18 protein-coding genes are annotated in these 18,512 nt (G+C 40.2%); 17 read left to right on the top strand and 1 reads right to left on the bottom strand.

Annotated features, from left to right (window positions below; genetic code table 11):
• Positions 1–8 precede the first annotated feature (8 nt).
• From rsgA to spoVM, 4 genes are read left to right on the top strand one after another with little or no spacing between them, the layout of a single operon-like run.
• The gene (rsgA, locus tag ACIQZG_RS03015; protein WP_402753688.1) at positions 9–893 is read left to right on the top strand and encodes a ribosome small subunit-dependent GTPase A; all 885 of its coding nucleotides are present in this window, start codon (positions 9–11) and stop codon (positions 891–893) included.
• Between the two features lie 3 nt (positions 894–896).
• Complete coding sequence (rpe, locus tag ACIQZG_RS03020; protein ID WP_402753689.1) at positions 897–1,565, top strand: ribulose-phosphate 3-epimerase; 669 nt, start codon at positions 897–899, stop codon at positions 1,563–1,565.
• Positions 1,562–2,215 carry a thiamine diphosphokinase gene (locus tag ACIQZG_RS03025; RefSeq protein ID WP_402753690.1) on the top strand — a complete coding sequence of 218 codons (654 nt, stop codon included), beginning with the start codon at positions 1,562–1,564 and terminating at the stop codon, positions 2,213–2,215. The genes rpe and ACIQZG_RS03025 overlap by 4 nt, the downstream gene beginning before the upstream one ends.
• A gap of 18 nt (positions 2,216–2,233) precedes the next feature.
• Positions 2,234–2,335: a stage V sporulation protein SpoVM gene (gene spoVM, locus ACIQZG_RS03030; RefSeq protein WP_402753914.1), complete on the top strand. Its 102-nt coding sequence runs from the start codon at positions 2,234–2,236 to the stop codon at positions 2,333–2,335.
• 127 nt (positions 2,336–2,462) lie between these two features.
• Here spoVM and rpmB read toward each other — a convergent pair whose 3' ends face one another.
• Positions 2,463–2,651: a 50S ribosomal protein L28 gene (gene rpmB / locus ACIQZG_RS03035; RefSeq protein ID WP_402753691.1), complete on the bottom strand. Its 189-nt coding sequence runs from the start codon at positions 2,649–2,651 to the stop codon at positions 2,463–2,465.
• Between the two features lie 283 nt (positions 2,652–2,934).
• Here rpmB and ACIQZG_RS03040 point away from each other — a divergent pair, with 283 nt between their 5' ends.
• The 13 genes from ACIQZG_RS03040 (at position 2,935) to ftsY (ending at position 18,382) form a co-directional block, all read left to right on the top strand.
• On the top strand, positions 2,935–3,297 hold the full coding sequence (locus ACIQZG_RS03040; RefSeq protein WP_402753692.1) for an Asp23/Gls24 family envelope stress response protein: 363 nt from the start codon (positions 2,935–2,937) through the stop codon (positions 3,295–3,297).
• 18 nt (positions 3,298–3,315) lie between these two features.
• On the top strand, positions 3,316–4,965 hold the full coding sequence (locus tag ACIQZG_RS03045) for a DAK2 domain-containing protein (protein ID WP_402753693.1): 1,650 nt from the start codon (positions 3,316–3,318) through the stop codon (positions 4,963–4,965).
• Positions 4,966–5,185: 220 nt separating this feature from the next.
• Positions 5,186–5,848: an L-serine ammonia-lyase, iron-sulfur-dependent subunit beta gene (gene sdaAB / locus ACIQZG_RS03050; RefSeq protein WP_402753694.1), complete on the top strand. Its 663-nt coding sequence runs from the start codon at positions 5,186–5,188 to the stop codon at positions 5,846–5,848.
• A gap of 14 nt (positions 5,849–5,862) precedes the next feature.
• Complete coding sequence (gene sdaAA, locus ACIQZG_RS03055; RefSeq protein WP_402753695.1) at positions 5,863–6,759, top strand: L-serine ammonia-lyase, iron-sulfur-dependent, subunit alpha; 897 nt, start codon at positions 5,863–5,865, stop codon at positions 6,757–6,759.
• On the top strand, positions 6,752–8,797 hold the full coding sequence (recG, locus tag ACIQZG_RS03060) for an ATP-dependent DNA helicase RecG (protein ID WP_402753696.1): 2,046 nt from the start codon (positions 6,752–6,754) through the stop codon (positions 8,795–8,797). The genes sdaAA and recG overlap by 8 nt, the downstream gene beginning before the upstream one ends.
• 145 nt (positions 8,798–8,942) lie before the next feature.
• Positions 8,943–9,521 carry a transcription factor FapR gene (fapR, locus tag ACIQZG_RS03065; RefSeq protein WP_402753697.1) on the top strand — a complete coding sequence of 193 codons (579 nt, stop codon included), beginning with the start codon at positions 8,943–8,945 and terminating at the stop codon, positions 9,519–9,521.
• Entirely contained in the window at positions 9,518–10,510 is a 993-nt protein-coding gene (gene plsX, locus ACIQZG_RS03070) for a phosphate acyltransferase PlsX (protein ID WP_402753698.1), read from the top strand. The genes fapR and plsX overlap by 4 nt, the downstream gene beginning before the upstream one ends.
• 81 nt (positions 10,511–10,591) lie before the next feature.
• Positions 10,592–11,545 carry an ACP S-malonyltransferase gene (fabD, locus tag ACIQZG_RS03075; RefSeq protein WP_402753699.1) on the top strand — a complete coding sequence of 318 codons (954 nt, stop codon included), beginning with the start codon at positions 10,592–10,594 and terminating at the stop codon, positions 11,543–11,545.
• Positions 11,538–12,284 (top strand): 3-oxoacyl-[acyl-carrier-protein] reductase, encoded by a 747-nt coding sequence (fabG, locus tag ACIQZG_RS03080; RefSeq protein WP_402753700.1) that lies wholly within the window; start codon positions 11,538–11,540, stop codon positions 12,282–12,284. The genes fabD and fabG overlap by 8 nt, the downstream gene beginning before the upstream one ends.
• Positions 12,285–12,359: 75 nt before the next feature.
• Positions 12,360–12,596: an acyl carrier protein gene (gene acpP / locus ACIQZG_RS03085; protein WP_053584375.1), complete on the top strand. Its 237-nt coding sequence runs from the start codon at positions 12,360–12,362 to the stop codon at positions 12,594–12,596.
• Positions 12,597–12,787: 191 nt separating this feature from the next.
• Positions 12,788–13,552, top strand: coding sequence for a ribonuclease III (gene rnc / locus ACIQZG_RS03090; RefSeq protein ID WP_402753701.1), 765 nt, complete (start codon positions 12,788–12,790; stop codon positions 13,550–13,552).
• 4 nt (positions 13,553–13,556) lie between these two features.
• On the top strand, positions 13,557–17,138 hold the full coding sequence (gene smc, locus ACIQZG_RS03095; RefSeq protein ID WP_402753702.1) for a chromosome segregation protein SMC: 3,582 nt from the start codon (positions 13,557–13,559) through the stop codon (positions 17,136–17,138).
• Positions 17,135–18,382, top strand: a complete 1,248-nt coding sequence (ftsY, locus tag ACIQZG_RS03100; protein ID WP_402753703.1) for a signal recognition particle-docking protein FtsY — start codon at positions 17,135–17,137, stop codon at positions 18,380–18,382. Before smc ends, ftsY begins: the two co-directional genes overlap by 4 nt.
• The last annotated feature ends 130 nt before the right edge of the window (positions 18,383–18,512 follow it).

Below are 18,512 nucleotides of genomic sequence, written 5' to 3' on the forward strand. Positions count from 1 at the left end.
GGTATTTGATGGCGCAAGGCCAAATTCGTAAAGCATTAAGTGGATATTATTATGTATATGATGGAAAACAACTCATTCAATGCCGTGGGCGTGGTGTATTTCGTAACCGTGGTGAATCTCCACTCGTTGGAGATGTAGTCGAGTATACGGTTGAAACTGAAGGTTCTGATGGCACGATTCAAAAAATAAACGAGCGTCAAAATGAACTTGTCCGCCCACCTATTGCTAATATCGACCAGGGGATTTTAGTGTTTTCTGTAAAGGAACCAAATTTTAATACAATTTTATTAGACCGTTTTCTAGTTGTATTAGAGTCATTCCGCGTGCATCCGATTATTTGCCTAACAAAGTTGGATTTGTTAGAAGAGGATGAACGTGAGGAATTACAAGGCTACATCGAGGATTACGAAAAAATGGGCTATACTGTATTACAAACATATAAAGATGAAGTAGAGTTAGTTGAACGTTTACAGCCGATTTTAAAAGGGAAAACGTCCGTATTGGCAGGGCAATCAGGTGTCGGGAAGTCGACATTATTGAATACGCTCATTCCGGAATTGAATTTAAAAACCGGAATTATTTCACAAAGCTTGGGTCGAGGAAAACATACGACACGACATGTAGAGCTAATCGAAGTATGTGATGGATTATTAGCAGATACACCTGGATTCAGCTCATTCGATTTTGATGAAATTGAAAAAGAAGAGCTAGGCGCTTGTTTCCCTGAAATGGAGCGTATTTCAGCTAATTGTAAGTTTAGAGCATGTCTTCATCTTAAGGAGCCTAAATGTGCAGTTAAGGCAGCGGTAGAGCAAGGGGAAATTCGAGACTATCGCTACAAGCATTATGAACAATTTATGCAAGAAATTATGGATAGAAAGCCGAGGTATTAGAAAATGATCAAAATAGCACCATCGATTTTAGCAGCAGACTTCGCAAAATTAGGCCAAGAAGTGAAAGAAGTAGAGCAAGCAGGCGCAAAGCTTATTCATATTGATGTAATGGATGGACATTTCGTACCGAATATTTCATTTGGTTCTATCGTGTTAGATGCCATTCGTCCATTAACTGATTTACCTTTAGATGTACATTTAATGATTGAAAATCCAGATCAATATATCGAACAATTTGCAAAAGCAGGAGCAGATTATATTACGGTACATGTGGAAGCTTGCCGTCATTTACACCGTACAATTCAATTAATTCGTTCATACGGTGTAAAACCAGGTGTCGTGTTAAATCCACATACGCCAATTGAGTCGATTCAACATATTTTAGAGGATATTGATATGGTATTATTTATGACGGTTAACCCAGGCTTTGGTGGTCAAAAATTCATCCATTCTGTTGTCCCAAAAGTAGAAGCGTTATCAACGATTATTAAAGAACGTGGCTTGAATATCGACATTGAAATTGATGGCGGTATTAATGCTGAAACAATTGTGCCATGTGCTAAGGCAGGGGCGACAATTTTTGTAGCTGGCTCAGCAATTTATAGCAAAGAAGATCGTACAGCAGCATTACAAGAAATTTTAGCGGCTGGTGAAGCAGCGATTCAAAAATGACAACCATCGTCGTTTGTGCAGGAGGGCCAATAACTGAACTTTGTTCTTTGTCGCCTTATAAGGGGAGAGACGACGTGTATTATATCGGTGCGGACCGAGGTGCCTTGTATTTAATCGAGCAGGGTATTACGCCACATGCAATTGTAGGCGATTTCGATTCGTTATCACAAGCGGAATATGGGCGAGTGATGGAACATACGAATGATGCACAGCGCTTTAAAGAAGAGAAGAATGAAACCGATACAGATTTAGCACTATTGAAGGCACTTACGTATGTACCGACAGAAATTATCTTAATAGGTGTAACGGGCGGGCGTCTTGATCACTATGAGGCGGCTGTTCGCTCAATTTATCGACTACAGAAAGAAAATCCTTCGATTACGCTGAAAATCGTCAATAATGCGAATACCCTTCAATTTTTACTGCCAGGTACACATGTTATTGAAGCAGATGAACGCTATCGCTATTTGTCATTTTTCGCTCATGAAAACCCTATTGAAGGCGTTACATTGCGTAATGTGAAGTACGAAACGACGAATGAATATATATCATTAGGTTCAACTCGTTTTACGAGCAATGAAATTATTGGAGCTTTCGGGTCTATATTTTTTTCACATGGCATATGTTTAATGATAAGAAGCATAGATTAGTGTGAGGGGGAGAGGGTCCTGAAAGTATACACATTCCAGTTACCTAAATTTGTAAGTAGTATTACGCGCACATGTATCCAGCTTTTCCGAAAAGATAAGAAAGAAAAAAAACCCGACTAATGGCAGTCGGGTTTTTTCATTTAGTAATTTTAAGTGAATGGAAAATTACTAAATAAGGATACTAATATTAAGAAAGAAAAAAATCGATTTGCGCTCGAGGCGAAATCGATTTTTTTATAAGCAGCGATTATACGCGCTCAACTTTACCTGATTTTAATGCACGAGCAGAAACCCATACACGTTTTGGTTTACCGTCTACTAAGATACGAACTTTTTGAAGGTTAGCGCCCCAAGTACGTTTAGAAGCGTTCATAGCGTGGGAACGGTTGTTACCAGTACGAGCTTTACGACCAGTGATTACACATTGTTTTGGCATGTTGTATTCCCTCCTTACAGTTGATGCTGAAAGATTATTATTTCAGTTCGGTATTTCACATACCATAATAATTTAACATACGTCAGCGTTCAGTGCAATAGTTTTAACACAACCTTTCAAGAAAAAAACCTTTACAGGCATATAAGCGGCATAAAACGTAAAAATAGAATATGCTTTCTTATACTGGCGTGTCTAAACTAGACGAAGATGAACGTTTTCTTTTATAATCACAGTTAGTGTAGTACAATATATATTAGTCAAAAAGAGCCAAGGGGGCATTTCAATGTCAATTGAATTAAATAACGAATTCGGCCAAATTGATATTTCAACGGATGTACTTGCACAAATTGCAGGAGGCGCTGCTGTAGAATGTTACGGTATTGTCGGCATGGCATCTAAACATCAAGTTCGCGACGGTCTAACTGATATTTTACGTAAAGAAAACTTTGCTAAAGGTGTTGTCATTCGACAACAAGCAGAAGATCTACATATTGATATGTATATAATCGTAAGTTACGGTACAAAAATTTCAGAAGTTGCGTATCAAGTGCAATCTAAGGTGAAATATACAGTTAATAAAACATTAGGTATGAGCGTGAAATCTGTCAATATTTTTGTACAGGGCGTTCGTGTAGCGAAAGTGTAAGAGGAGGAACAAAATCGAATGCAGTCATTAGACGGATTAAAATTTGCTGAGATGGTACAAATGGGTGCGCATCATTTGTATCAAAATGCAAATTATGTAGATTCATTAAATGTATTCCCTGTACCAGATGGCGATACAGGTACAAATATGAACTTATCGATGACTTCAGGTGCGAAGGAAACTGAACTTCAAGCATCTGAACATATAGGAAAAACTGCTCAAGCTTTATCGAAGGGCTTACTTATGGGCGCGCGTGGTAACTCAGGCGTTATTTTATCGCAATTATTCCGCGGCTTCGGTAAGTTTGTAGAAAAAGAAGCAACAATCGATGCTAAAGGTTTGGTAGATGCTTTCCAAGCTGGTGTAGATACGGCATATAAAGCAGTTATGAAGCCAGTAGAAGGAACAATTTTAACAGTGGCACGAGAAGCGGCAAAAAAAGGTGTGGAAGTGGCTGAAACTGAAACTGATCTTATTGCTGTGATGGAAGCATTCACAAAGGAAGCAAAGGCATCTCTTGATCGTACACCAGAACTTCTTCCTGTATTAAAAGAAGTAGGTGTTGTTGATAGTGGTGGTCAAGGTTTACTATTTGTTTACGAAGGTTTCCTTGCTTCGCTAAAAGGTGAACCATTACCAGAGAAAAATGATGCAACATTAGATGATTTAATCAACGCTGAACATCATCGTGCACAAGACTTCATGAGCACAGCAGACATCGAATTTGGTTACTGTACTGAAATCATGGTACGTCTTGAAGATGATAAAGAACCATTTGATGAAGAGAAATTCCGCAATGAATTAAATCCACTAGGTGATTCTTTACTTGTTATTTCAGATGAAGAAATTGCAAAGGTGCATATTCATTCTGAACAACCAGGGTCTGTATTAGCAATGGGTCAAAAATATGGTAGCTTAATTAAAATTAAAGTCGACAATATGCGTGAACAACATTCAGCGATCGTCGGCGAAGATCATAAAGCATCACCTCAAGCGAAAAAAGTGGAAAAACATCCGTATGCAGTGGTAACAATTGCAATGGGTGAGGGTGTGGCTGAATTACTACGCTCAATTGGTGCTTCTTACGTAATTGAAGGTGGACAAACAATGAATCCATCAACAGAAGATATCGTAAAAGCGGTAAAAGCAATTGGTGCGGAAAAAGTGTTGATCTTACCGAATAACAAAAATATTGTGATGGCAGCGGAACAAGCTGTTGAGTTATTAGATATTGAAGCCGCAGTTGTACCAACAAAAACAATTCCTCAAGGGATGGCGGCTATTTTATCCTTCAATCCAGAGGTAGCGGTAGAAGCAAACCAAGCGACTATGACAGAAGCTTTTGCTCACGTGAAAACTGGTCAAGTAACATTCGCGGTTCGCGATACATCGATTGATGGTGTTGAAATTCATAAAGATGACTTTATGGCACTTGCTGAAGGCAAGATTGTTCTTTCAACTCCAGCACTTAAAGATGCAGCGGAAAAAGTGATTGTTGACTTAGTTGATGAAAATTCTGAAATCGTGACGATCATTTATGGTGAAAATACGACAGAAGAACAAGCAAATGAACTAGCGGCGTTTATCGAAGATCGTTATCCAGATGCTGAGGTTGAAGTATTTAACGGTAAACAAGGATTATACCCATATATTATTTCAGTAGAATAGTCTTAGCTATTTTGTAAATAACGGGATGGAAGCAGTGCACAAATTGTGTACTGCTTTTGCTTATTGCAAAAGGATTTTTACAAATGAAAGTATATGAGAATTATAGCAACGTTAATTTTCTGAAATTTGATGAGGTAGTACTTTACTTTTATTATGACTATCAAGCATGATATAAATAAGGGTCAATGTTATTATTCAAATAGAATAGAGGGGTAGTTATATGAAATTTACATCGGTATTTGATATTATCGGACCTGTAATGATTGGGCCATCTTCCTCTCATACGGCCGGAGCTGCGCGTATTGGACGAGTAGCGCGAGATTTATTTGGGCGTCAACCAAAATGGGCGAAAATTCACTTGTATGGGTCTTTTGCAGAAACATATAGAGGACATGGAACAGATGTGGCACTTATCGGAGGATTATTAAATTATGATACATTTGATGAGCGCATAAAAACAGCTTTTGCAGATGCGAAAGAAGCGGGATTAGACTATGAATTTATCCCTGAAACGGCAAACACTGAGCATCCAAACACGGCACGTCTTGTTCTTGGTGATGATGATGGTGAGATGTCTGTTGTCGGAATATCTATTGGTGGCGGTAAAATTGAAGTAAGTGAGGTCAATGGCTTTAAGTTACGTTTAACGGGAGGCATGCCAGCTATTCTAGTTGTACATGATGACCGAGCAGGCTGTATTGCGAATGTAGCAAACTGTTTGGCAATGCACAATGTTAATATAGGTCATATGGAAGTATCTCGTATCGAACGTGGTTTGACAGCGTTGATGGTCATAGAAGTCGATCAAAATATTGAGGATAAAGTATTACAGCAGATTTCGCTGATTCCATATATTACGAAAGTATCGAAAATTAATAATTAGGGAGGCGTGGCAATATGGACGTATTATTTCACAATGTACGCGAACTGGTCGCGCGTGCAGAACAAGAAGGTAAGCAAATTTCTGAGCTGATGATTGAGCAGGAAATGTTAATGAGTGGTCGCTCACGTGAAGAGATAATGGTACAAATGGATCATAATTTAACGATTATGGAGGAAGCTGTTGAGCGAGGCTTAAAAGGTGTGCAGTCGGTTACCGGATTAACTGGCGGTGATGCAGTACTTCTGCAAAATTATATTGCACAAGGGAAATCTTTGTCAGGCGATTTATTATTGGATGCTGTTAGTAAGGCAGTCGCGACAAATGAGGTAAATGCAGCTATGGGTACAATTTGTGCTACTCCTACAGCTGGATCTGCGGGGGTTGTGCCAGGTACATTATTTGCAGTGAAAAATAAATTAAATCCAACACGTGAGCAAATGATTCGTTATTTATTTACGTCAGGTGCTTTCGGCTTTGTTGTGGCAAATAATGCATCAATTTCTGGTGCTGCTGGCGGCTGTCAGGCAGAAGTTGGCTCGGCAGCTGGGATGGCAGCAGCAGCAATTGTAGAAATGGCTGGTGGTACACCTCAGCAATGTTCTGAAGCATTTGCGATTACATTAAAAAATATGCTCGGTCTAGTTTGTGATCCAGTTGCTGGTTTAGTAGAAGTACCATGTGTTAAACGTAATGCGATGGGCGCAGCAAATTCACTTGTAGCAGCTGATATGGCGTTAGCTGGTGTTACAAGTCGTATTCCGTGTGATGAAGTTATTGGTGCGATGTATCGCATTGGCCAGTCGATGAGTCCGAATTTAAAAGAAACAGCGCGCGGAGGCTTAGCTGCGACACCTACTGGAAAGGCATTAGCAGCGAAAATTTTTGGAGGAGCTGTCGTGCAAGGTGACTGATTTGAGTAGTCCAGTCTCTACGTTAAAGGGGATTGGGAAAGAAACAGCAGGACATCTAGAAGCATTAGGCATTGAGACGATTTCAGATTTGTTATGGACATTTCCACATCGACATGAAGATTTTCGATTAAAAGATTTAGCGCAAACGCCGCATAATGAGCGTGTTACTGTTGAATGTAAAGTAGAGCGTGAGCCAACTGTCCTATTTTTAGGGCGTAATAAATCACGCCTACAAGTAACGGTTTTAGCAGGAAGACATTTAGTAAAAGTGGTATTTTTTAATCAAAACTACTTAAAACAAAAATTAGTTCCTGGATCAATCATTACGGTAACCGGAAAGTGGGATCGAGGCAGGCAGGTTATTAACGGGACAAGTGTGAATTTTGGTCCGAAAACCGACCAAGTGGATTTTGAACCGGTTTATAGCTTAAAGGGGACAATTCCTCAGAAGCGTTTCCGTAAATATATGAGGCAGGCACTTGATGAATTTGCATTGGAGTTACCAGATGCCATTCCGTTGAGATTGCAAACTGCCTATAAACTTGTATCAATGCATGATGGCATGGAAGGTATTCATTTCCCACAAAATGCCGAGCATGCCAAACAGGCGAGAAGGCGTTTTGCTTATGAAGAATTATTAAACTTTCAATTGCGTATTCAGGCATTGCGAAAAATACGAAAAGAGAGTGAGAAGGGGACAGTCATACATTTTGATTTGGCGAAAGTCCGCGCTTTTATTGGATCGTTACCGTATGAATTAACGGGTGCGCAGAAACGTGTTGTCAATGAGATTTGTAAAGATTTAAAAGAACCACATCGTATGAACCGCCTCTTACAAGGGGATGTAGGTTCAGGGAAGACTGTTGTGGCAGCAATTTGCTTGTATGCGGCTGTAACAGATGGCTTCCAAGGTGCATTAATGGCACCGACGGAAATCTTAGCCGAACAACATGCTGAAAACTTAGTAGAGTGGTTTGAACCTTTCGGGGTGCGTGTGGCCTTATTATCGGGATCCACAAAAACGAAAGAACGACGCTTGTTACTAGAGGCATTGGCTAGTGGAGATATTGATATTTTAATTGGAACGCATGCACTGATTCAGCCAGATGTTATATTTAAGAGACTTGGCTTTGTTATTACGGATGAGCAGCATCGCTTCGGAGTTGAGCAACGCCGTATTTTACGCGACAAAGGTGAAAATCCTGACGTGCTCTTTATGACAGCCACACCGATTCCAAGAACGCTTGCAATAACAGCGTTCGGTGAAATGGATGTTTCGATGATTGATGAGATGCCTGCAGGGCGAAAAGAAATTGAAACACATTGGATGAAAAAAGAACAACTTGGCTCAGTGCTTTCAAAACTCGAGTTAGAGTTAGCAGCAGGGCGACAAGCATATGCGATTTGTCCACTCATTGAGGAGTCTGATAAGCTGGACGTACAAAATGCAGTAGAGATTTATGAGCAGTTAGCCATGCATTTTAATAATCACTATAAAGTGGGATTAATGCATGGGCGATTGCCAGCAGATGAAAAAGATGCAGTGATGCGTGCTTTTAGTGATGGCGAAATTCAGGTACTCGTTTCAACGACGGTTGTCGAAGTAGGCGTGAATGTTCCAAATGCCACATTTATGGTCGTTTACGATGCTGAACGTTTTGGTTTAGCGCAGTTACACCAATTACGTGGGCGTGTTGGACGTGGCGAACATCAATCGTATTGTGTATTAATTGCAGACCCGAAGTCAGACGAAGGTAAAGAACGAATGCAGTCGATGACAGAAACAAACGATGGCTTCCGACTCGCTGAAAAAGATTTAGAGTTACGGGGCCCTGGTGATTTCTTTGGTCGGAAGCAAAGTGGGTTGCCTGATTTCAAAGTAGCCGATTTAGTACATGATTATAGAACCCTTGATACAGCACGAAAAGATGCGACTGAAATGATTGAGACGCCGGCTTTTTGGCAAGATGATGAATACAAAGCCTTACGTGAAATGCTTGAAGATTCAGGTGTTTTACAAGGTGATCGTTTTGATTAGAACTTAGAAAGAATATCATCGAAGTGTATTTTATAGGGGAATGCAAAACCTGTTTTATAAAACAGGCCTTGCATTCTTTTTTTACTATCTATATACTGATGTTAGTACCAAGTGCTAATAACAACTGCAAAGGTGGCGAATGACGTTGAGAAAATCCAAAAAAGAGCGACAGCGACAATTAACTGAAACGATTGCTGAAAATCCATTCGTCACAGATGAACAGCTGGCAACTGAGTTTCAGGTGAGTGTCCAAACGATTCGCTTAGATCGTATGGAATTATCAATTCCAGAATTACGCGAACGTATTAAAGATGTGGCTTCAAAAACTTATGAAAATGAAGTGAAATCTCTACCGATTGATGAAGTAATCGGAGACATTATAGATATTGAATTAGATAATCGTGCATTATCTATTTTTGACGTAAAGGAAGAACATGTTTTCCAGCGAAACGGTATTGCCCGAGGCCATCATTTGTTTGCTCAGGCAAATTCATTAGCTGTAGCGGTTATTGACGATGAACTAGCCTTAACAGCTCATTCAAATATTACGTTTGTGAAACCTGTAAGGGCAGGAGATCGTGTTATTACTAAGGCGACAGTTATTGGACATGATGATGAAAAGCATCGTACGAAGGTAGAGGTAGTTTCTGTAGTAAATGGTGAGACAGTTTTTGTCGGTGAATTTAGTATGTACCGTACGAAAGGTGAAGGTGAACAACAATGAAATTAGCACTCGATGGAATGGGTGGCGACAACGCGCCAAAGTCAGTAATTGAAGGTGCATTTTTGGCACTAGAGCAAATTCCAAACTTAGAGATTCAGCTGTATGGACAACAAGAAAAGCTTACACCTTTCTTGAAAACACATGAACGTTTAACGGTCGTTCATTGCGAAGAAGTAGTAGAAGGATCGGATGACCCTGCACGCGCTGTTCGTCGAAAAAAAGATTCTTCAATGGCACGCATGCTAGAAGCGGTTACTGAAGGGAAAGCGGACGCTTGTCTTTCAGCGGGGAATACAGGGGCATTAATGGCAGGTGGATTATTTAAAGTAGGACGTATTGATGGTATTGCACGCCCTGCGCTTGCGACAACGTTACCAACCCTCGATGGTAATGGATTTTTAATGTTAGATTTAGGGGCGAATGCAGATGCTCGTCCAGAACACTTATTGCAATATGCCATTATGGGTGACATTTATGCGAAAAAAGTAGGTGGTCTGCAAAAACCGCGTGTAGGCTTACTGAATATTGGAACAGAAGATAAAAAAGGCAATGACTTAACGAAGGCAACATTTGATTTATTAAAAGAAGCGGACTTGAACTTTGTTGGGAATGTTGAGGCACGTGATTTACTGAATGGGGTAGCGGACGTTGTAGTAACGGACGGATTTACAGGAAACATGGTGCTTAAATCCATTGAAGGAACAGCAGACGCGATTTTTAAAATGTTAAAAGAAGCATTTATGTCTTCAACAAAAACAAAAATTTCCGCTGTCCTTATGAAAAATGATTTACGCAGCTTAAAAGACAAAATGGACTATACAGAGTATGGTGGCGCAGGGTTATTTGGCTTACAAGCGCCTGTTATTAAAGCGCATGGCTCGTCGAACGCAAAGGCGATTTTCAGTGCGATTCGTCAAGCAAACACAATGGTGGAACATACTGTTGTGTCGACGATTACTGAAACAGTACGCCACTTAGAAAACGACTAAGTATGTTCGCGTGTAGCTAAGTAGAGTTGAAGGCTCTGACTAATGTTACAGATTTTTTTACACAAAGGGGATTTTAGAGAAATGACGAAGATTGCATTTATTTTTCCAGGGCAAGGTTCTCAAGTAGTTGGGATGGGGCAAGAGTTCGTAGGAAATACACCTGCAAGCAAAGTATTTTATGAAAATGCAGACCAGGTACTAGGTTTTGAACTATCGAAAATTATGCTGGAAGGGCCAGCGGAAGAATTAACGCTGACGTATCATGCGCAGCCAGCGCTGTTAACTACAGGTGTGATGGTGGCTGAAAAATTACGTGCAGCGGGTATTACACCTGATTATGCAGCGGGTCATTCGCTTGGGGAATACGGAGCTTTAGTGATAGCAGGGGTGTTGTCATTTGAGGACGCAGTAGCAATTGTTCACAAGCGTGGTTTATATATGAACGAAGCAGTACCAGCGGGGAAAGGCGCAATGGCGGCAATTTTAGGGATGGAATTAGACGCATTGCGTAATGTAACAGATCAAATCACAGCAGCGGGTGATGAAGTACAGGTTGCAAACGTCAACTGCCCTGGGCAAATCGTTATTTCTGGAACGAAGGCCGGGGTAGAAAAGGCTTCTGTAGCCGCAAAGGAAGCGGGAGCAAAACGTGCGATTCCATTAGTTGTGAGTGGGCCATTCCATTCAGAGTTAATGCGACCATCAGCAGAACAATTACGCGTAGCACTAGAAGCAATCACTTTATCAGCTCCTCAAATTCCAGTTATCGGAAATGTTAAGGCGGATGAATTACAAGATGTGTCGGCAATTGAACATGAATTAGTTGAGCAAGTATATTCTGCTGTGCAGTGGGAAGCCTCTGTTCGGGAAATGATTGCAGAGGGTGTAGATGTCTTTATTGAATGTGGACCTGGGAAAGTATTAAGTGGTTTAGTGAAAAAAATAGACCGTTCTGTTACGACGTATTGTGTTTTTGATGAAGCGTCACTTGAAACGGTTGTAGAAGCATCAAAGGAGTGGGCAATCAATGCGTAAACTAGAAGGTAAAGTAGCAGTTGTAACAGGTGCATCACGTGGGATTGGCCGCGCAATTGCTGTGAAACTTGCAGCTGAAGGTGCCAAAGTGATCGTCAATTACAGTGGCTCACAAGCAAAGGCAGAGGAAGTTGTTGCCGCTATTCAAGAAGCTGGCGGTGAGGCACTTGCCGTACAGGCTAGTGTGGCAAAGTCTGATGAGGTTGCGGCTTTAATGGATGCTGCAGTAACAACATTTGGATCACTTGATATTTTAGTAAATAATGCAGGGATTACACGTGATAATTTACTAATGCGTATGAAGGAAAATGAGTGGGACGATGTTATGGACACGAATTTAAAAGGTGTATTCCTTTGCACGAAAGCTGTGACACGTCAAATGATGAAACAGCGTGCTGGCCGTATCATTAATATTTCTTCTATTGTTGGTGTAGCAGGGAATGCTGGGCAAGCTAATTATGTAGCAGCAAAAGCGGGTGTTATTGGTTTAACAAAGACAACTGCAAAAGAATTAGCATCACGTAATATTTTAGTTAATGCTATTGCTCCAGGTTTTATTGAAACGGAAATGACAGCAGAATTACCAGACGATTTAAAACAAGGTATGCTAACGCAAATTCCACTGGCGAAACTTGGGCAGCCAGAGGATATTGCCAAGGCTGTTGCTTTTCTTGCTTCTGATGATGCTAACTACATGACAGGTCAAACGTTACATATCGATGGTGGTATGGTAATGTAATATTATTTGAATAATAATATTTCGTAGGAATGAAATTTGATTTTTTGTTTAATCATTTGAGGGGAGGTGAACGATTTGACTACAGTATTAGAGCGCGTAACAAAAGTAATCGTGGACCGTTTAGGTGTTGAAGAAAGTGAAGTAACATTAGAAGCTTCTTTCCGTGATGATTTAGGTGCTGACTCATTAGACGTAGTTGAGCTTGTAATGGAGCTTGAAGACGAATTCGATATGGAGATTTCTGACGAGGACGCTGAAAAAATCTCAACAGTTGGAACTGCAATTTCATACATCGAAAGTAAACTAGGTTAATTCTAGTTATGGGAGGCACGGAATGGTTCATCATTTGGACTATAGCCGTGCCTTTTTCAATTTAACCGAAATGATTATATTATTTCCAGAAAAATTACTAAACGTTGCATTTACACCGAAATACTTTTGCATAAACTGCTTTAAAAAGGTAAACTATTACGGTAGAAACTATTAGGAAGGCAGATTGTTCAATGGCTATGAAAAGAAAAGGAATTATGCACAAATCAGGCGTACTTCCTGAGAAGGTGCGCAATCAATTCGAATTATTGCAAGACGAATTGAACATCCAGTTTATTAACAAAAATTTATTGTATCAAGCATTTACACATTCATCTTATGTGAATGAGCATCGCCGTAAATTGTTTACGGATAATGAGCGTCTAGAATTTTTAGGTGACGCAGTACTTGAACTATCTGTTTCTAAATATCTTTTTGAGAAATACCCTCATATGAGCGAAGGTGAACTGACGAAGCTGCGTGCATCGATTGTTTGCGAGCCATCACTTGTTATTTTTGCAAATGAATTAGGTTTTGGTCGCTTTGTATTGCTTGGAAAAGGTGAAGAATTAACAGGTGGTCGGGAACGCCCAGCCCTCTTAGCAGATGTCTTTGAATCATTTGTAGGGGCGCTTTATTTAGATCAAGATTTACAAACGGTCGTTAAGTTTTTAGAACGAATCGTGTTCCCAAAAGTCGAAGTCGGTGCTTTTTCGCATGTGATGGATTTCAAAAGTCAATTGCAAGAAATGGTGCAACAAACGAACAATGGTCTTCTTCATTACGAAATTATCGATGAAAAGGGACCTGCTCATAACCGTACCTTTGTATCGAGTGTATTGTTAAATGGACTAGAACTTGGTGTAGGTCGTGGGAAATCGAAAAAAGAAGCCGAGCAGCAAGCTGCACAATGTGCTATGCGCGAAATGCGAGTGAGAACTGCACAAGAGGAGGCTTAAGCAAATGTTCTTAAAACGACTCGAAGTGATTGGCTTTAAATCTTTTGCGGAGCGCATCGGTATTGATTTTGTACCGGGTGTCACAGCTGTTGTCGGACCAAATGGTAGTGGCAAAAGTAATGTGACAGATGCGATTCGTTGGGTGCTTGGGGAGCAATCGGCAAAGTCGTTACGTGGTGCAAAGATGGAGGATATTATTTTTGCTGGGAGTGAGTCTCGAAAGCCACTAAACTTTGCGGAAGTCACGTTGATTTTAGATAACACTGATGAACGTATTGCTTTTCCGTATACGGAAGTAAGTGTGACAAGACGCGTATACCGTTCAGGTGATAGTGAATATTTACTGAATAACCAGCAGTGTCGCCTGAAGGATATTACGGACTTGTTTATGGACTCGGGACTTGGGAAAGAAGCATTTTCAATTATTTCACAAGGCCGTGTCGATGAAATTTTAAATAGCCGCCCTGATGATCGCCGTTCGATTTTTGAAGAGGCTGCGGGTGTATTGAAATATAAGTTACGAAAGAAAAAAGCGGAACATAAACTTATTGAAACAGATGAGAATTTATACCGCGTGTTAGATATTTTGCATGAGCTAGATAGTCGTTTGGAGCCGCTTGAAATTCAGGCTTCAAGCGCTAAAGATTATGTACAAATGTCAACTGAGTTAAAAGATTTTGATATTGCGATACTTGTGCACGATTTAAACAATTGTGCACAATCTTTGCATGCACTCAAAACGGAGTTTGCGCAGTTGTCAGAAACTGGGCAAAAACATGCGGATGACATTCATACGTTAGAGGCACAAACTGAAGCGATTCGAAAACGTTTAAAAGAAATTGATGATACATTAGATGCAGCGCAATCTGAGCTTGTGGAAGCGACGATGGAAGTAGAACGTTGGGATGGCCGTAAAGCATTAATGACGGAAAAGCGTCAAAATGCATCGAACCAATTACACCAATTAGAAGCATCTTTACAAGAGGCGAAAGAGGAAGTAACCTCTCTTGAAGCTCAGGAGCTCGAGAAAAAGCAACAATTTACAGAAAAGCAGCAAGAAGTACAGGCGCTCAAGCAAGTGATTAAACAGCTAGAGCATTCGTTAAATCGTTCAGTTATAGAAATTGAGCATGAAATCGAAGAGCAAAAGAACCGTTACATCGATGCATTAAATGAAGAAGCAACCGTGAAAAATGAATTAAAAAATATTGAGCAACAGCTAGTGCAACAAAAGGAAATGGCTACGCGTATGACGGGGCAATCCGATGAGATTGAGCAAGAACTAGCTCAAATTCTAGTGGAGAAAGAAAAGCTAGCTGTAACATATGCCACAACGGCAGATACCTTGCAAAGTAAGCTTGAAAAATATGAAGTCATGCAAAGGCAGTTCAAAACAGCAAGTACATCATTTGATGACAAGCAAGCAATGCTGTTTAAAGCATATCAACACCAGCAACAATTGAAAGCAAGAAAAGAGACGCTAGCTGAATTAGAAGCGGATTTTTCAGGTTTCTTCCATGGTGTAAAAGAAGTATTACTAGCTCGAGATAAAGGACAGCTTCAGGGTATTGAAGGGGCCGTTGCTGAATTAATCCATGTCGGTGGTAAATATACTCAAGCAATTGAAACGGCATTAGGGGCAGCTTCTCAACATATTGTGACAACGAATGAACAACATGCCCAACAAGCGATTAGTTGGTTAAAGCAAAAACGAGCAGGACGCGCGACATTTTTACCAAAAACGGTTATGAAATCCCGCAAAATTAATCCGTCTGCTATTCAACTTGCAATGGAGCATCCAGCCTTTGTACAAATGGCAGATGCACTAGTTACTTTTGATGAGACGAACCGTTCCATTGTAGAAAACTTACTGGGAAATGTACTGGTCGCAGCAAATCTAGAAGGGGCGAGTCAAATTGCTCGTCTGTGTGGCTTTAGATATCGTGTTGTTACATTAGAAGGCGATATCGTCAATGCAGGTGGATCTTTGACAGGTGGAGCGGCAAAGCAACAATCGTCATTGTTTACAAGAAAAGCTGAGTTAGACGGCTTAACAGCGAGTCTACAAGAGTTAGATGCATCGATTTATGCAGCAGAGCAATCTGTTGCAACTGAAAAAGAAAAGCTAGCAACGATGCGTGAAACACTAGAGAGCTTAAAGCTTGAAAGTGATGAACTAAGTAAAGCAGAATTGCAGCAAGCAAGTCGTCTGCGTGAGTTAGAAGTTACTGAGAAAAGCTTAGCAGCACGAGTATCATTTGCTTCAAATGAAACGCAGGATGTGAAAACACGTGAAGAAACACTTCTTGCGCAAAAAGAAGTGGCGGCAGCACGTTTAGTGACACTGGCTACAGAACTTTCATCTATCAACAATGTGGTAGAGCAACTTGGGAAAGTAAAGCTACAAAGTGAAACTGAAAAAGATGTGTTACGTGAGCAATCCGCGGAAAAACGTTCTCAGTTGGCAGTTATGCAAGAGCAAATGACGCAAGTGCAAATTGTAACAGCTGAAATTGCGCTAAATTTAGTCAAAGCTCGGCAAAAGGTCGACAATATTTCTCAGGAAATATTGTGGCTTCGAAGTGATGAATCGACAAAAGTACTGAGCGATGAAGAGATTGAACAGCAAATCTCCTCATGGAAAGAGAAGCGAGAAGCATTAAATGCGACAATTTCTCAGAAAAAAGACGAAAAATTAACACAGCAACAACAACTCGTTACGTTAGAAGAACAGCTTAAAGAATTGCAACGTATTCATAAAGGCTTTCTAGAAGCAATACGTGCGAATGAGTTAAAACAAAGCCGTATTGAGTTTGAAATGAATAATTTCAATGAGCAGCTCGAAGAAAATTATCAGCTGACGTATGAAGATGCTTTAGAAGAAGCCTGTGCGATTGAAGATGAAGAGCTTATGCGACGTCGTGTAAAACTATTGAAAAAATCGATTGAAGAGCTTGGTCCCGTTAATATAAGTGCGATTGAAGAGTATGAACGTGTGTTAGAACGTCATTCCTTCTTATCGGAGCAACGTAGTGATTTATTAGAAGCACAAGAAACATTACACGAAGCCATTAAAGAAATGGACGAGGAAATGACACTTCGTTTTAGTGAGACGTTCTATGCTATTCGTGAGCAATTTAAAAAGGTGTTCAGGGAATTGTTTGGTGGTGGCCAAGCAGATTTAGTGTTACTTAATCCTGAGAATATGCTTGAGACAGGTATCGAAATTGTGGCACAACCTCCTGGGAAAAAACTTCAAAATTTAAGTTTGCTTTCAGGTGGTGAACGTGCGCTTACTGCGATTGCCTTATTGTTCTCAATCTTAAATATTCGCCCTGTGCCATTCTGTATTCTCGATGAAGTAGAAGCAGCACTAGACGAGGCAAATGTTGTGCGCTATAGTGAATATTTAAAGAAATTTAGCCGTGATACACAGTTTATTGTCATTACACATCGTAAAGGGACAATGGAAGGTGCTGACGTCTTATATGGTATTACGATGCAGGAGTCAGGCGTTTCGAAACTTGTGTCAGTAAAATTAGAAGATGAACCCGTACTTGCGGACCAAAGGAGCGAACAAGCATGAGTTTTTTTAAACGTCTAAAAGATAAGTTAATGGGGAATCCCGCTGAAGAAGAAAAGGTAGTAGATGTCCAACAGGAAGAGTCTGCCGAAATAGAAGTAGCTGAACATGAAGCTGAGAAATTGCAAATTGAAACAGCTATTAAATCGGAAATGCAAGAAGAACCGGTCATCGAAGAACCGCAAGAATTATTAGCTGAGCAATCAAAACATGAAGAAGTTCAAGAAATTGCTATTATTGAAGAGCAAATTATCGAAGAGCCAGTAGAAGAAAAGAAACCTTCTGCTTGGTCGATTACACAAAAATTTAAAGCAGGTCTTGAAAAAACACGTAACTCATTTACTTCAAAAGTAAATGATCTAGTGGCACGTTATCGTAAAGTCGACGAGGACTTTTTCGAGGAGTTAGAAGATTTACTACTTCAAGCGGATGTTGGCTTTGAAACAGTAATGGAGTTAATGGATAAATTACGATTTGAAGTGCAACGCCAAAACATTAAAGATACACAAGGGATTCAAGCGATTATTTCAGAAAAACTTGTAGAAATTTATGAACAAGGTGAGGAAGATTTAATCCATTTAAACATCCAGCCACAAGGTGAACTAACGGTTATTTTATTTGTCGGAGTGAACGGCGTTGGGAAAACGACTACTATTGGGAAATTAGCACATCGTCTGAAATCAGAAGGTAAAACGGTTGTCTTAGCTGCAGGTGATACATTCCGTGCGGGTGCAATAGACCAATTACAAGTTTGGGGCGACCGTGTTGGTTGTGAAGTCATAAAACAATCAGAAGGGTCAGATCCAGCGGCGGTAATGTATGATGCGATTCGTGCGGCGAAAAATCGTGGCGCAGATGTCCTGATTTGTGATACAGCTGGTCGCTTACAAAATAAAGTAAACTTAATGAATGAGCTTGAAAAAGTACATCGTGTTATTTCACGTGAAGTACCAAATGCACCACATGAAGTGTTACTAGCATTGGATGCAACAACTGGTCAAAATGCACTTGTGCAAGCACAGACGTTTAAAGAAGTAACGAATGTTACGGGTATCGTGCTAACGAAACTAGACGGTACCGCTAAAGGTGGTATTGTGTTAGCTATTCGTAACAAACTTCACATTCCGGTGAAATTTGTCGGCTTAGGTGAAAAAATGGATGATTTACAACCGTTCGATGCAGAACGTTATGTTTATGGTTTATTTGCTGATGGTTTAGATAAGGAATTACAAAATAGCGAAGATTAATGATTAACAATAAGCGCTTGTCTGCTGTTTTAAAGGTTAAATCACATTGTTTAAAGGGAAATACTAGCGGAGGGCTAAAAACGCCTAAAATCAGCTAATAGAATGCTTTTAGACAAGGGGATTACCTTGA

This window comes from Lysinibacillus sp. NPDC096418, from assembly GCF_044762775.1.
GTDB lineage: Bacteria > Bacillota > Bacilli > Bacillales_A > Planococcaceae > Lysinibacillus.

Excerpts from the sequence above, each read along its gene's own strand:
- rsgA (WP_402753688.1), top strand. The coding sequence starts at position 9 with ATGGCGCAAGGCCAAATTCGTAAAGCATTAAGTGGATATTATTATGTA.
- rpe (WP_402753689.1), top strand. The coding sequence starts at position 897 with ATGATCAAAATAGCACCATCGATTTTAGCAGCAGACTTCGCAAAATTA.
- ACIQZG_RS03025 (WP_402753690.1), top strand. The coding sequence starts at position 1,562 with ATGACAACCATCGTCGTTTGTGCAGGAGGGCCAATAACTGAACTTTGT.
- rpmB (WP_402753691.1), bottom strand. The coding sequence starts at position 2,651 with ATGCCAAAACAATGTGTAATCACTGGTCGTAAAGCTCGTACTGGTAAC.
- ACIQZG_RS03040 (WP_402753692.1), top strand. The coding sequence starts at position 2,935 with ATGTCAATTGAATTAAATAACGAATTCGGCCAAATTGATATTTCAACG.
- ACIQZG_RS03045 (WP_402753693.1), top strand. The coding sequence starts at position 3,316 with ATGCAGTCATTAGACGGATTAAAATTTGCTGAGATGGTACAAATGGGT.
- sdaAB (WP_402753694.1), top strand. The coding sequence starts at position 5,186 with ATGAAATTTACATCGGTATTTGATATTATCGGACCTGTAATGATTGGG.
- sdaAA (WP_402753695.1), top strand. The coding sequence starts at position 5,863 with ATGGACGTATTATTTCACAATGTACGCGAACTGGTCGCGCGTGCAGAA.
- plsX (WP_402753698.1), top strand. The coding sequence starts at position 9,518 with ATGAAATTAGCACTCGATGGAATGGGTGGCGACAACGCGCCAAAGTCA.
- fabD (WP_402753699.1), top strand. The coding sequence starts at position 10,592 with ATGACGAAGATTGCATTTATTTTTCCAGGGCAAGGTTCTCAAGTAGTT.
- fabG (WP_402753700.1), top strand. The coding sequence starts at position 11,538 with ATGCGTAAACTAGAAGGTAAAGTAGCAGTTGTAACAGGTGCATCACGT.
- rnc (WP_402753701.1), top strand. The coding sequence starts at position 12,788 with ATGGCTATGAAAAGAAAAGGAATTATGCACAAATCAGGCGTACTTCCT.
- smc (WP_402753702.1), top strand. The coding sequence starts at position 13,557 with ATGTTCTTAAAACGACTCGAAGTGATTGGCTTTAAATCTTTTGCGGAG.
- ftsY (WP_402753703.1), top strand. The coding sequence starts at position 17,135 with ATGAGTTTTTTTAAACGTCTAAAAGATAAGTTAATGGGGAATCCCGCT.